General features: G+C 60.7%; 10 protein-coding genes and 1 pseudogene. 5 read left to right on the top strand and 6 right to left on the bottom strand.

What is annotated here, in order from left to right:
- Positions 1-247 precede the first annotated feature (247 nt).
- The 3 genes and pseudogenes from GJG85_RS28035 to GJG85_RS28025 form a co-directional block, all read left to right on the top strand.
- Entirely contained in the window at positions 248-1567 is a 1320-nt protein-coding gene (locus tag GJG85_RS28035) for an EAL domain-containing protein (protein WP_050017856.1), read from the top strand.
- A 324-nt stretch (positions 1568-1891) separates the two neighbouring features.
- Positions 1892-4405: an EAL domain-containing protein gene (locus GJG85_RS28030; RefSeq protein WP_204384113.1), complete on the top strand. Its 2514-nt coding sequence runs from the start codon at positions 1892-1894 to the stop codon at positions 4403-4405.
- A gap of 56 nt (positions 4406-4461) precedes the next feature.
- Positions 4462-5004, top strand: a pseudogene (locus tag GJG85_RS28025) (integrase core domain-containing protein); the annotation flags it as partial.
- Positions 5005-5074: 70 nt separating this feature from the next.
- On the opposite strand, the gene GJG85_RS28020 reads toward GJG85_RS28025, so the two are convergent.
- The 6 genes from GJG85_RS28020 to GJG85_RS27995 all read right to left on the bottom strand — a co-directional run bounded on the left by GJG85_RS28020 (position 5075) and on the right by GJG85_RS27995 (position 12301).
- Positions 5075-5356, bottom strand: coding sequence for a PAAR domain-containing protein (locus GJG85_RS28020; protein WP_077179869.1), 282 nt, complete (start codon positions 5354-5356; stop codon positions 5075-5077).
- 9 nt (positions 5357-5365) lie between these two features.
- The gene (locus tag GJG85_RS28015; protein WP_089489088.1) at positions 5366-6253 is read right to left on the bottom strand and encodes a DUF4123 domain-containing protein; all 888 of its coding nucleotides are present in this window, start codon (positions 6251-6253) and stop codon (positions 5366-5368) included.
- A gap of 37 nt (positions 6254-6290) precedes the next feature.
- Complete coding sequence (locus GJG85_RS28010; RefSeq protein WP_050017853.1) at positions 6291-8471, bottom strand: DUF2235 domain-containing protein; 2181 nt, start codon at positions 8469-8471, stop codon at positions 6291-6293.
- Positions 8468-9091 (bottom strand): DUF3304 domain-containing protein, encoded by a 624-nt coding sequence (locus tag GJG85_RS28005; protein ID WP_124595204.1) that lies wholly within the window; start codon positions 9089-9091, stop codon positions 8468-8470. Before GJG85_RS28005 ends, GJG85_RS28010 begins: the two co-directional genes overlap by 4 nt.
- An 18-nt stretch (positions 9092-9109) precedes the next feature.
- Complete coding sequence (locus GJG85_RS28000) at positions 9110-11632, bottom strand: type VI secretion system Vgr family protein (protein ID WP_239468958.1); 2523 nt, start codon at positions 11630-11632, stop codon at positions 9110-9112.
- Positions 11633-11890: 258 nt separating this feature from the next.
- Positions 11891-12301: a TIGR02594 family protein gene (locus GJG85_RS27995; protein WP_089489714.1), complete on the bottom strand. Its 411-nt coding sequence runs from the start codon at positions 12299-12301 to the stop codon at positions 11891-11893.
- Positions 12302-12495: 194 nt separating this feature from the next.
- On the opposite strand from GJG85_RS27995, the gene GJG85_RS27990 reads away from it, so the two are divergent.
- Complete coding sequence (locus GJG85_RS27990) at positions 12496-13407, top strand: LysR substrate-binding domain-containing protein (protein WP_050017851.1); 912 nt, start codon at positions 12496-12498, stop codon at positions 13405-13407.
- A 132-nt stretch (positions 13408-13539) separates the two neighbouring features.
- Positions 13540-14856: an MFS transporter gene (locus GJG85_RS27985; protein WP_204384112.1), complete on the top strand. Its 1317-nt coding sequence runs from the start codon at positions 13540-13542 to the stop codon at positions 14854-14856.
- Positions 14857-14867 lie beyond the last annotated feature (11 nt).

Raw genomic sequence — 14867 nt, 5'->3', positions numbered from 1 at the left:
TCCTCCGACACGCATCCGCCCCCCGGCGGGGGAATGGGACAACTTCTAGCCGGCCACCCGTGCCGCGAGTAAACTGACAGGTGGAGCAAACCGCGAGGGTCGGCGCCGACCCGGAAGGGCCGCGCGCATCTTCGTGAACGTTGAAGAAGCCGGCGAGGGCGTCAGTCATCGGCACAACGAACTCCCCGGATGCGACGGATGCCCGCCTGGCGTCCGCGAGACCTCAACTCAAAGGGAACGTTCAAGATTGAATACGAGCGCACCGTCGCCCCGCCCCGCCGGCGATCAACCGGAGTCGGGCGGCAAAGCCGCCGCACCGGAATACGTCTACCTCGGGCGGCAACCGATTCTGGACCGCAGCGGAGCGTTGATCGCATTCGAACTATTGTTCCGCTCGGGGACAGCCAATCGCGCCCACATCACGGATGACGCTGCCGCCACCGCGCAGGTCATCGGAAGACTCATCGGGGATATCGGCCTCACCGCCGCACTGGGCGATCGCACGGGCTATGTGAACATCGATCGAACGGTGCTGATGTCCGACATCGTCTGGTTGTTGCCACATGAACGCTTCATACTCGAAATCCTCGAAACGGTGACGTTCGACGACGCGCTCTGCAAGCGCTGTAGCGAACTGCGGCGCGCGGGCTATCGGCTCGCGCTGGACGATGTTTCCGAGGTTTCCCCCCGCCTGTTCGAATTTCTCCCTTACGTCGATATCGTCAAGATCGATTTTCTCGAATGTCCGCGCGAGCACCTTGCCGAACTGATCGGCACCGTCAAGCAGCACGGGAAGATGTCGGTCGCCGAGAAAATCGAAACGCCGGAGGACCATGCCTCCGCCATGCAAGCGGGCTTCGAACTGTTTCAAGGCTACTACTTCGCGAAACCGCAGGTGCTGACCTCGCGGCGCGTCACGCCATCGCGCGACGCGCTGCTGCGCCTGCTCGTGCTTCTGGGCGGCGAACCGGAGATCGTTGAACTCGAAGCCGAACTCAAACGCATTCCGAACCTCGTCATTCCCCTTCTGATGCTGCTCAATTCAAGCGCGGTGGGGCTCAGCCGGCCCGTTTCGTCACTGCGCGAGGCGATCATGCTGGTCGGCACGCGGCAAATTACGCGCTGGACCCAGTTGCTCCTGTTTGCCGATGAGCGCCTGGACGCGTTGCGCTCCGATCCGCTGGCGCAGCTATGCGGCGCGCGGGCGCGATTCATGGAACTGGCCGCGGGCCGGCTGCGGCCCGACGATGACCGGTTCGCCGCTACCGCGTTCATTGCGGGCGTGTTCTCACTCGTTCATGTGCTGTTCGGCAGCACGATCGAGGACGTCGTCACGACGACGCCGATTCACGCCGATATCCGGCGGGCACTGCTCGAACGGCATGGCGAGCTGGGTTGGCTCCTGAACGCCAGCGAGGCAGCGGAATCGGGGGACTTCGACGTCATCCGCGCAGCGTGCAACACATTGCCGATCTTCACCCCGAACGACCTGACCACGCTCTGGCTCGCTGCCACCACGTGGTACGACGATCAGGTGCGCGGGCTACCCGCATACCGCCCTCAGTAAGCCTTGCAATGGGCGGCGCGACGGCCGCGCCGCCAATCTCGCCCAGCCCGCAGCCGCTCGACTTGCCGACGTACGGCCCGAATGGGGTCATCGCACTCAACTCTTGACCGAATCTGCCGTTAACTCAGGGCGGCGGCCCGTGCGAGGGCGATGCGCCGGCGTGCGGTTTCGCCGGACAACCGGGCATCGATTCCGCGTGGGCGAGTTCGATGCGTGCGCAACCCGTCGAGGCGAGCAAGATCATGCCTTGCCGGCCGGCGCGGGCGCGCCCGAAGGTTGCCGGATCGAAGCGCGCCGGCAAGGATTTTTCGTCTTGGTCAGAGAATGTACCCGAACAGCTACGATGTTCCGATTGCGCGCCTCGTCGCGCGCCAGATTCTGTCCTGCGCACCCGCCACGCCGGTGCGGGAGGCCGCGCGACGCATGTTCGCCGAACGGTGCAGCTCGATCGTCGTGATGAAGGAGGAACAGGTCGTCGGGATCTGGACCGAGCACGATGCGCTGTCGGCCGGCGACAATCCGGGCGAGCTCGATCGGCCGGTCAGCGAGGTGATGAGCCATCCGGTGATGACGCTCGAGGCCGACACGCCGCTCGGCGAAGCCGCGATGAAGTTCAAGCAGTCGGGCGTGCGGCACTTCGTGGTGGTGCGGGATGGCGCCGCGATCGGCGTGCTGACGCAAACCGACGTCGTCGTGAACCAGGGCCCGGAATTTTTCCTGCACCTGAAGCCGATCGAGTCGATCCGCGTCCATCCGCCCGTCGTGGTGCCCGAGCAGGCCGGACTGCACGACGTCATCGCACAGATGCGCGCGCAACGGCTCGATGCGATCCTCGTCGGCTACGACGACGGCGAGCACGGCATCCTGACCGAACGCGACATCGTCCGGCTGCTGGCGGACGGCGGCGCCCAAGGCGCGGTCGGCGCCCATGCGAGCAAGCCGCTGCAGATGCTGACCGCCAGGCAAAGCCTGTATGCGGCGCAGCGCTTCATGACCGAACACAACATGCGGCATGTCGGCATCCGCGACGACGATGGCAGGCTGACCGGCCTGCTCTGCTTCGCGGACGTGCTGCAGAGCATCGAGCACGAATACGCGAACGAGCTGCGCAGCGCGTTGCGCGAGCGCGACGAAGCGCTGGGGCTCGCGCGCTTCAACCTGCGCATGGCGGATCGCGTGTTCGAATCGGCGCTCGAAGGCATCATGGTGACCGACCGGCGCGCGCGGATCGAGCGCGTCAACCAGGCGTTCACGCGCCTGACCGGGTACAGCGAGGATGAAGTGATCGGGCGCAACCCGGGCTTGCTGAGTTCCGGGCGCCAGACGCCCGATTTCTACAAGCAGCTGTGGCATTCGCTCACGACCGATGGCCACTGGCAAGGCGAAATCTGGAATCGCCGCAAGACCGGCGAACTGTTTCTCGAATACCTGACGATCACCAGCATTCGCGACAGCAATGGCGAGATCTCTCACTACGCGGCGATCTTTTCCGACATCACGCAGCGGCGCCAGGCGGAGGAGCGGCTGGGCTATCTCGCCACGCACGACGTGCTCACCAATCTCGCGAACCGGATGTTGTTCGAGGAGCGGCTCGCGCACGCGATCAGCCATGCGAAGCGGTTCGGCCGCAAGGTCGCGGTGATGTACCTCGATCTCGACCGCTTCAAGCTGATCAACGATACGCTCGGCCACAACGCCGGCGACGAGGTGCTGAAGATGGTCGCCGAGCGCATCGTCGCCAATGTGCGCGCGAACGACACGGTGGCGCGCATGGGCGGCGACGAATTCGCGCTCGTGCTCGAGGAGATCGACGACGTCCGCGACGTGGGACGCGTCGCGCGCAAGCTGCTGGACGAAGTGGGACGGGCGATCGATATCGGCGATCGCGAGATCTTCGTGACGCCCAGCATCGGCATCAGCATCTATCCGGACGACGGCACTGCGGCGGAGGACTTGATCCTGCTCGCGGACCAGGCCATGTACGGCGCGAAGAGCCGCGGCAGGAACGTGTTCCAGTTCTTCGAAAGCAAGATGACGTCGTCGGCGATCGAGCAACTGGAGACGCTCGGCGAATTGCATCGCGCGCTCGAGCAGAACGAATTCCGCCTGTTCTACCAGCCGCAATACGATCTGGCGAGCGGCCGGATCGTCGGCGTGGAAGCGCTGCTGCGCTGGCTGCATCCGCATCGCGGCTTGGTGCCGCCGGGCGACTTCATCGGGCTGGCGGAGCGATCCGCGCTGATCGTCCCGATCGGCAAATGGGTGCTGCACGAAGCCTGCCGACAGGCGCGCCGCTGGCTCGACGAGGGCTTCGAGTTCGGACGGGTGTCGGTGAACGTATCGGCACGGCAGTGCTTTACCGACCACTTCCTCAGCGACCTGACGACCATTCTCAGCGAAACCGCGTTGCCGGCCGAATACCTGCAGCTCGAGTTGCTTGAAAGCATGGCGATGAACACCCGCGAGGAAATCGGCATCCTGCTGCGCGAACTGGCGACGCGGGGAATCAGCCTGGCGATCGACGATTTCGGCACGGGCTATTCGTCGCTGGTGTATCTGAAGGATCTGCCCGTCGATACGCTGAAGATCGATCGGTCGTTCCTCGCGGACTGCGGCTCGGGCAGCACGGACGACGCGATCGTGCGCGCGATCGTGGCGATGGGGCGCGCGCTGGGGCTCGATGTCGTGATGGAGGGCGTCGAGACGGCCAAGCAGTTGGCCTTCCTGCAGGAGATCGGCTGCCACCAGGGGCAGGGTTTCCTGTTCGCGCGGCCGCAGCCCGCCGAGCAGTTGGTCGGCATCTCGTCGCGCCGCGGGGCTGAACTGCTGACGGAGTGAGGCGGTCGCGGGGCGCGGGGCGCGTCGCTCGATATGCAAGACCGCCTTGTCGTTGAAGTGTATTGATCGCTCGAGGTGCGTACCAGCACACACCAATTGACGACTGCTCGCGGTTCCGGGGTACTGACGATCTACCCACGTAGAATTGCCCGAAATATGCTGCTCTTTCTTGATCGCGTTATCGAGGAAAGCCGTTCTCGATCCAGCGCATCCAAACCGACCGAGGCGGCGAGTTCTTCGCTGAGCCGGTGCAACGCCGTTTGACGAGCGAGTGCATCAAATTCCGACCTATTCCGCCACGCTCGCTACACCTCAATGGCAAAGTAGAACGATCATAGCTCACTGACATCAACGAATCCTGGTCGTATCGTTCGCCGACGGAGGACGCGATCGATCAACGAATTGAGGAGTGGAAGTTCGACTACAACTGGCAGCGCCCGCACGGCTCGCTCGGTGGCAAGACACCCGTCGATCGTATCGCTGATCTGACAGAAAGCCCACCTCCCGCGGAGGAGGTGGGCAGTGCCTTCGACGAAACGAAAGAGCGAATTCGGCACCGCGAATGGCGCGTCGACAAGGCCCTCGCCGAACATTGTCGGCACCTTAAGAAGTGAAACGATGTCCGTGAATCGCACACCTCGACACAACCGACGTGATCCTACGCATCGTTCAATCGCCCACACGAGCAGTCATACTGCCAATTAACGTGCACCCGCACTCGGTATGATGGCCGTGCAACGCAACGCGTTGGCCATCGATCGTTACCGTCGGATGCGCCTCGATTATCTTGTTAACTCCATGTGGTCGTCCATCCGGATATTTTTCAGGACAGTCCACCAGATCGTGCAAACGCGCAATCTTTTTGCCATCGATGCTATGTGTTTCCGATCCGGTGATCACGCGTCCGCCATGTGAGGTCGCATCACCGACCACGATCATCTGCAATGCCATACATACTCCCTATAACATAACGGGCTGAGAAGCGCTCCCGGCGTCGTGCGGACCCATCCGCTCAATCTCGGCCCATACACTTTCCGGAACGCCAGTGATAGCGACACTAAACGACTCATCAGACTGCTGACGCTGAATCAGCAAATCATGAACAAACCGATGCCGATCGAAATCCTGCCCGTACATATAGGTATGCTGACAGAACGAAAGGCGATCCCCCGGCTCGCGGATCCCCCACTGCACCGCACGGAGGTAACGAGGAATAAAATCCTCGAAGCGGTCAAGGTAGGTATGCTCTCCGTCGACATCGCCGGACTCGATCAGTGCAGCCAGAATCTCGTCGGGTTCCGTGTGCGCCGTGAGGGCATTAACGTCCTCCGGCCCAAGCTGAACCATGACAGAACGGCAGATCCTCGCGCTCGCCATCGATTCGTTTCCGATGTGCTGCCACTCCTTGTGACGCCCGCGGTACATCCATTGCTCGATAGGGCTCATGAACATGGCGCGAATCTGCTCTCCCCACGTGTTCAAAACCGCCGTCGTGTTACGCGGATCAAAGAACCGGACCATCGCGGTCATGTTGTCGCCAATATCCGCAAACAGGAAGGCTTGCAGATGCGTGACGAGCGCATCCATCTCGACCCGGCTAGAGATCAAGGACAGGCATGGACTTTGACGATCGAGCTGATCGAGTTCTACAAACCAATCCGCCTCCGTGTCATCTACCGAGACCAAAAATAATGAAGCCGGCCCGAGTTCCTCTTCAGGCAGACCAGCGAAAACGGAGAGAAACGGTACGCCAGCACGCTGCAGCAAAGGCACCACTTTCGGTGGACATACCGCCGCGTCGATCAGCCCCATCAGGCGCGCTTGCGAGGGTATAGCTTGTAGTTCCATCTGCAATCCTGTTTATCGGCTTGTTTTCCGATCCGCCTCAGGCCCAACCGGCTTGGGTCCTGCCATTACCCAAGTCGAGCTGCGAAGCGTTTGACGCAAGGCCGAGATATGCCTTGCGCTGATCTCCTCCTACAAACACGACTCGCGGGAAACCATACCCACCGGGCGCGTACTCGTGAAAATACGGCACTCGAAACCAACAGCGACTATCGTGTATATAGTCATCAAATAGAGTGATGGCCCCAACTGGCAACTTGTTCACGGCGTCGGAAGATGTGTGCTGGCGCAGGAATGATTCCACGCCAGGTAATGGTGCAGCCATAACATCGTCCTCTACGCGGTAATTCTGCACAAGCGTCGACCAGACCGTGTTGAGCAGTATTCCGCTATACGCGAGCGTCACGCAGGGGGAATCACTCCCGGGCTGATCATGTTCGACGACAAATGTCGGTGGCACCTTGATCACGTCGCCACCGCGCGTCACTATTGGGCGATGATCCGTGCGCTTCACCTTCCACCGTTCACACTGGTCCGGATACAGGTACCCGAGAAGCAGTCGCATTTCCTCCGCGCCTTGCCGAAGGTCGGTCTGATCGTTGGTCACAACATCGAGCGGTCCCTCCCCTGGACGGGCAGGTTTCGGGTTAGCGACACCAGGATGAGCAATCGCACCGCACAGCTGCTCGTTGCGCCGGTCCATGGCTTCGTTCAGCGCCGTCACCTGTCCCTTTTGCGTGCTCATGTACGACGTATATCCCGCTCCCATCGACAGGGCGTTCGCCTGGAGCAACTGAGATTGCGACCTGAGCTTACTCATGGTCGGATCCTTTTCCGACGCCTTTGAAACCGCCTGCTGTACCTTGTGCGGCGTCATCTTGTCTTCGTGCGCGCGTTTGAAGAAAGACTGTCCCGTAACATAGCGCTGCGGATTACCAATGTCTGCGCGCAGCGTACGCCACGCCAACATCTGGCCCAATCCGACCTTCAGCGCGCCCTCCACAGTGTTAACGTTCTCGACGGTCTTTCGCCAAGCGTTAAATGCATCGATCACCGACTGGTCGAGAGCAAAGTCGGCGACCAGATCGGCACGTTTACTTATCGCATCGCTATCCATCAGTGGCACACCATACGAGGCGGCCTTAAAATACATATCGTGCAGCGGGATCTGACTAAGCTTGTAGCTGTCGTCCCCAGCTTTCGCTGCAGCTCCTCCTTTACCCTGTTCGCACGGCGCATAGCCGCCACCCACGTCCGAATGGACCCCCGGATAAGCCACCTCGTCACGGATACCGCCGCCGTAGCTGTCCCCGTTACGGATTGAATCAAGCGGAAAACTCATACGCTGCTCGTGCACCGAGAACGCGTGGTAACAGAATCGCACATCCTTAGGAATATCGAGCCGACCGTCGTTAGCAAACGCGAAGTGCCCATCAAACGTGCCAAAGTCCACGGTCGCACGAGTCGAGTCGGGAGGGCCAACGGAGGCAACTGTATCGAAAAGACCGACGAAGTTAACCTTGTAATTCAGCGCATATTTACCAGTCTGATATCCAATCCGTCCGTCCCGTGCCCATTCATTCATCAGCTTGTTGACGAATACGCGTGCGCATGCCGCCCCCCGCGAGAAACCAATTACGTTGATCCAGATCTGCTTGATCGTCTGGGGATATCGCCCCTCGTCGATCGCCTGCTTGTGAGCGAGACCTAATCGATCGGTGTAGCCAACCAGCGGGAGTTTGTGACCATCGGCCACTTCCGTGCAAACTCTTTGGACGTCGCTATCCGGAATCAGATTTCGCGTCTTGTCGGTAGCAATAGCCCGATATATAGCATTCAGTACTCTTGTGTAGCCCCACACGCAACGACTTCCAAAACCGGATGCCATTGACTTGCCGGAAGTCGAGTATGTCTGCTCACCAATACTCTTGAACGGTGTACCCACACCCGCAATATAGAAGCGAAATATCCCTTCTTCTGATCGGTCCAGTGCCGCGTTATACAGACGCGCAACATTGGAATGTGTGTGAACAAGCGAATCCCGGAATGGATTTGTCTGTTCGTCGTTATTGTTCGTGCCGTCAAAGAACAGCGTGATATGAAGTGTCTGAGGACAAGACATTAGAGCGTCGCACACCAGCGTGCGCCCTTTTCTCAACGCCGTGATACTACCCGCTATACGCCCGCCCTGAGGCATCGGATCCGCCCATCTGAGGCTCATTTTGCGCCCCCTCCATTCCGGTATAACCGATTCCACTCTTGATCCAAAACCCCGTGCACAATGTACGGATCGGTGTCTGGAGGGCGTATGCCGGGGTCGTTTAAGTCACCTTTCTGACCGTCGGCAACCATGATACGGACCCGGTCATCCGGCAAAAAGACCGCCCATAGACCGCCCATAATTTTTCCGTATTTCGGGATCCGAACGTTTTCCGCCTTGTACCAGTACCCCGGTGTCTTTCCGTCCTGCTTCTTGTCAACCAACCAGCGCACCGTCAGCCTCAGGTCCGGCTGCCATACAGAGGGGATGTCGCTGCAGCACATATCACCGCCACCACCGGACGGCTTGTTGTCTGCTTCAACGGGTAATACGTTGGGGCCACCACCGCTTACCCCCGATCCCTCCGGTCCCTCAAATCCCCACTTATGGATGTACCAAGGGGAGTAGTTCAGGGTCGAGGCGCCAACACCCAGCGTATCGTAGTGCTTCGGCAGGCTCGACAGATCAAGCGGCTGTGCCATAGCGCCAGGATGCTTATCGCATGCCCCGAGGAAAAAAACGGCAGCAAAGGCGACGGCCTGGATCGCACGTCGCCGGAAATGGGAAAGTCGGTCTGTCATCGTGGATAAGTCTACGGATTAACGGGGCACCAGGGCCGCTCCGCCCCGGGCTGCCTTAAGCATGCATTCGACACAGATCTTCTTCGGAGACAAATCGACCATCTGATCCTTCGGGCCGGGCAAATCATGAGAAGCTGCGTACGCGGTAAATTTTCCTGTTGTTCCGCTCACCACACCGCTCGCATCCATATTCAGGAAGCTGCCGTTTACCTCGACACGGAATTTGTGAGCACGCAGCAGAATCTCCTCGCTCTCCAGCAGGATCTGCTTCTGTGCTCGCGCCACGATTGACTTTGTCAGTGCGTTCAATACGATGTCGCCCGCAGCCGAGACAAGATGCATAGGGCCAGTCTGCGCAAACAAACGAAGCGTGTCTCGCACCGTCGCGAAAAGGCTGCGTCCACTTGCAATACCAATATGACCTTCTGTTGTGATCGCGGCCTGCTGAGACGCCACATGCACGGTCGCTGGTGTGGTGATCTCGATACCCGCCTTGCCGTCGATCACCAGATGCGGTTCCGACAACTCCGGAAACTCGTTGTTACTGCCAGCGCCCGTGCCACGAATTTGTTCGTTCTGTGCCGCGATGGTATTGACGATGTCGGCTTGATGGCCGTCCGCATCCTGTGCCTCGCTCTGCTGCGCGATCTTCGTCAGCGCGTCGTGCAGTTGCTGCGCCTTTCCGAGTCGGTCAACGGTCTCGCTCATATCTTTCGCGGCGGCCGTTGCACCCGCGCGCGTCTCGGTCGTCACTAGCATGCCACGGTTCGCGCGCAACACGCCCCAGGAATCCGTTGCCAGCTCCCACCCGGTGCCGCGAGCTCCGTTTCGCCCCGCGTTGCCATCAATGCGTGTGTTGTAGCCAACGACGAGGCGTGAATGCTCGTAGTCGCTCGATACTTGAACCTGCAGTTTTCCTGGTGTGTCGTCGGCTACAACTTGATTCGCCTGCGTTCCCTCGAGATCTCTGGAACGCAGCCCCGATAACGCCTGGTTATCTGGCAGTTTCCACTGCACGAAGTTATTTCCGTTCGACACCCGACCTGTAATGAGCGGGCGGTCCGGTGCCCCGTCCAAAAACGACACTACGACTTCGTCGCCGATTCGAGGAACATGGATCATCCCAAATCCCTCGCCTGCCCAAGGATGGCTCACCCGGACCCAGCAGGAACTACGCTCGTCACGCTGACCGATGCGATCCCAATGAAACTGAACCTTTACTCGGCCCAACTCATCCGTATAAATACGACGACCTTGCGGACCGACAACTGTCGCCGTCTGCATCTGCATGACGGGTTTATGGTGTTCGTACGGGCTACGGAAGGGCACCGATTTACGGTGTGCCTCGATTTCAACCAAGAAGAAACCCTCGGCCCCGTCGAAATGAGTAATCCCAGAGGTCGGTTGCCCGTCGAAGGTAGCTTTCGCTTTAGCCAAACGCCCATTCAGGCTGTGAGGAAGGTCCCCGTGATGATTCGATCCCGGCAGGTTGTTCTCGATCAGCCATATCACTTCGACGACTGCGAATTGGCTGCGCTCGCTAGACTCCCGGTCATGCTCCGGATGGCCAACGAGCTCAAACCACCGCCCAGCGTCGATACCGCGCAGTCCCCCCGTACCGTAAAACCGCTTTCCGCGTGATTCCCACTCCTCCATGCGCACCTTGGTGAGATGATCGCCGCGCTCTTGATCAAGATACGTATAGGGGCCGGTATACTCATACACCTCCAACTGCTCCGGCAGCTGATGTGACACAGTCGGGATATTGGTGCCCTTCGGATTCGCGAGCGGCGACGGATACTTATAGTCGAATGTGCGAGTTGTCAGAGCCGCGCTATGGAGGGTTCGCAAGCCGGACCAGTGAACCAGCGCGTCAACCTCGCTGTTAGTACCGTATCGAGAGAACTGAACCGACCGCGCGGCGAGGGGCTCACACGTGTCTAGGTGATCCGTGATAGTCAGTGTATGGGAGTTACCATCGTCGGCCTGCTTCCAGATGCTGAACAGTCCTTCCTCTTCCATCAACCGGTGGACGAAATTCCAATCATCTTCGTATTGAGTACAGTACGACCTCGACGGAAGCTGCCTGGACAGTGCGAATTCAAATCGGCCTTTCGCCTGCGGATGCGCGTTGAATACATCCCGGAGGATCTCATCAACAGGCTTGTCCTGCCAGATACGCTGATCGCGGCGAAACTTCAGAAAATGCATCCATGATGCAAAGCTGATCTGGTAGCTGGTCAGTCCACCCTCTGATCCCAGTCTTCGGGCGGCATAGACGTAACCGTTTCGTGGCTGATAGGACCGATCTGCCTGCTGAATCCAGAGCGTAACGGATTGACCGATCAGGTCTTTCAGCTTGAGATCGCTTCGTGTCGACAGGACGTCGACCGCAAAGTCGAAATGTCGGCCGATCCGAGACCAGCCCACAGTGCGCTGGGGTAGCAATACATTTTCCCCAAAGGGAGTGTCGAGTTTCAGCAGCCGATCTTGCTGAAGCAATCCGCCCTGCATCGCCCTCACGATGTCTTGCGCATCCATTTCCATCCTTTTATTACTTTTTGCTTACTTTATTGTCAGTAGTATGACACAAGCTCTCTCGCGCGATTCTACAGTCAAATGCCTCGCCAGCACGGTGAACTCACGCGCATGGATTTGAGGTGCGTCCACGCGCGAGCGCCATACATCGTGGGGGAACTCGCCGACGGGGCTCCAGGTGGGTCAGTGCGGTGTGTTCGACAGATTAGCAACGGCGGGAATGTCCGCATTTTGGATTTTTCGTGTGCTACCGCCGCACGGTCAGTCCGTGGACGGCCAGCGGTAGCCGATCACTTCGTTCAACGGATACGCGAGTTCGCGCACTTCTTCCAGTTGGTTGCCGCCGAACAGGTGAACGTGTTCGGCATCGTGACGCAGGTAGAACCCGACGTGCCCTTTCCAGCTCGTCGGATCGTCGCGCGTCAGGATCGCGATGCAGCCGTAGACCGGACGCTCCAGCGGTTTGCCCCATTCGAGCCACGAGCGTGCGAGCGCGGAGCCGGTGCCGCGGAATCCGGCGTGCGCCATGCACCAGTTCACGAACGACGAGCACCAGGAAATCTTGTCGTCGTAGCCGATCAGGTTCGTCTGGTTGTTGTATTCGACGATGCGCGGGTTGATGCTGCCCGGCGGGTGGCGGCGGATGCCGAGTTCGGCCAGCGCGACGGGCATCCACGGCGGGTGGACGGCTTTCACTTTGCTCTCAGGGTTTGATAGGGTCACGTCGTTCTCGGGTACGTGTCGGTGCAGTTTCGCTCAATCTTCGCACGATTGAATTGGGCGAATCCAGCGTGCCCTTCACGGGTTGCGATTTTCGCCGGGCCCACCCGTATCATGGAGGCAGCGCCCCCGACTCCCTGCCCGCCATGCGCATCACGCCCCTGCCGCCTCTTCAGTGCCTCATCGCGTTCGAAGCCGCCGTGCGGCATGCGAGTTTCACGAAAGCCGCCGCCGAACTGCATCTGACCCAAAGCGCGATCAGCCGCCAGATCCAGCAGCTCGAGGAATTCCTCGGCCGCTCGCTGTTCGTGCGCGAACACCGTTCGCTGCGGCTGACGATCGCCGGCGAGCAATACGCGGCACAGGTCCACCACCTGCTCACGCAATGCGCGCAAGCCACGCACGACGTGATGAAACCGTACGGCAATCTCGAACTGACGATCGCGTGCTCGTCCGGCGTCGCGCTGCTGTGGCTCACGCCGCGGCTACCGGACTTTCGCGCTGCGTATCCGAACATCAAGCTGCGCCTGATCGTGCGCGACGGCCTGGCATCGATGTCGCCCGCGGAATTCGACGTCGGCGTCTACTACGTGCGCCAGCAGGCGCCGGCCGAATACACCGCACGCCGCCTGTTCGACGAAGAAGTGTTCCCCGTCTGCGCGCCAGGCTATCTGGCCGGCCGCACGCTCGATGCGGCCGATCTCGCGAACGAAACGCTGCTGCGCCTCGAAGACGGCCAGCGCCAATGGATGTCGTGGTCCGAATGGTTCGACATGAACGACGTCGACCGGCAGAAGGCGCAGCCGCAGGACATCACGATCAACTCGTATCCGCAGATCGTGCAGATGACGATTCTCGGTCAGGGTGTTTCGCTCGGCTGGCGCTACATGATCGACGCATGCCTCGAAGCCGGGCTGCTCGTGCGCGTGACGGAAGCGTCCGCGAGCCACGGCGGCGGCTATTACGTGATCTCGCCGAACGACCGCGCGCAGAACCAGGCCGCCCGCCTGTTCACGCGCTGGCTGTTCGACCAGGCGGAGCAGCAGACCGCGCCCTGAATGCCGCGGGCGCGACGCATGCGTGCAGCGCATGCAGGCATGCGAATCTTTCGTTTCAAAAAAAAATGCGGCTCTCCTTAGCATGGGATTCACGCGGGGCAGCCGTCCCGTCTTCTGACCAAGGAAGAGACCATGCAAGGAACGCTTTCCCCGCGCGCCGCGCCTTCCGTCGATGCGGCAGTGCAACAGCGCCGCCGCGCCATCGTCGCGACCGTGATCGGCAACGGCCTCGAATGGTTCGACTTCACCGTCTACAGCTTCTTCGCGGTGATCATCGCGAAGCTGTTCTTCCCGACCGGCAACGAACTGACGTCCGTGCTGCTCACCGTCGCGACGTTCGGCGTGGGCTTCTTCATGCGGCCGGTGGGCGGCATCGTGCTCGGTGTCTATGCCGACAAGGTCGGACGCAAGGCCGCGCTGTCGCTCACGATCCTGCTGATGGCGGCCGGCACCGCGCTGATCGGCATCGCGCCGACCTACGAACAGGCCGGCATCGCCGCGCCGCTCCTGATCGTCGTCGCGCGGCTGCTGCAAGGCTTCTCGGCCGGCGGCGAGATGGGCGGCGCCACCGCGTTCCTCACCGAATACGCGCCGCCGGAGAAGCGCGCGTATTACTCGAGCTGGATCCAGTCGAGCATCGGCTTCGCGGTGCTGCTCGGCGCGGCGACCGGCACGTTCGTCACGACGTCGCTCGACACGCAGGCGCTGCATAGCTGGGGCTGGCGGCTGCCGTTCCTGCTCGGGATTATCGTCGGGCCGGTCGGCTACTTCATTCGCAGCCATATCGACGAGACGCCCGCGTTCAGCGCCGTCGAATCGCAGGCGAAGGAAAGCTCGCCGCTGAAGGAAGTACTGCACACGTATCCGCGCGAGACGTTCGCGAGTTTCTCGATGGTCATCCTGTGGACCGTCTGCACCTACGTGCTGCTGTTCTACATGCCGACCTATTCCGTGCGCACGCTGCATCTGCCGCAATCGACCGGCTTCACGGCCGGCATGGTCGGCGGGCTGATGATCATGTGCTGCTCGCCGATCGTCGGGCGCCTCGCCGACGTGTGGGGACGGCGCGTGTTCCTGTCCGGCTCGGCGCTTGGGATCCTCGTGCTCGCGTGGCCGATGTTCTCGTGGATCAACCATGCGCCCGGGTTCGCGTCGCTGATCGTGTTCCAGGCCGTGTTCGGCGTGCTGATCGCCACTTACACCGGGCCCATTCTCGCGGCGTTCGCGGAGCTGTTTCCGACCAAGGTGCTGTCGACCGGGCTATCCGTTGCGTACAACTTCGCGGTGACGATCTTCGGCGGGTTCGCGCCGTTCCTGATCACGTGGCTCATCGCCCGCACCGGCAGCAACATGGCGCCCGCGTTCTACGTGATGCTCGCGGCGGCCGTCAGTTTCGTCGGCACGCGCTTCGTGAAGGATGCGAAGCGTGCGGCCGCAACGACTCGATAAGGATTTTTCTC

The organism is Burkholderia sp. MS389, assembly GCF_016899425.1.
In the GTDB taxonomy this organism is placed as follows: Bacteria; Pseudomonadota; Gammaproteobacteria; order Burkholderiales; family Burkholderiaceae; genus Burkholderia; species Burkholderia sola.
Note: the sequence above shows the minus strand (reverse complement) of the source record. Positions and strands in the feature narration are given on the sequence as shown.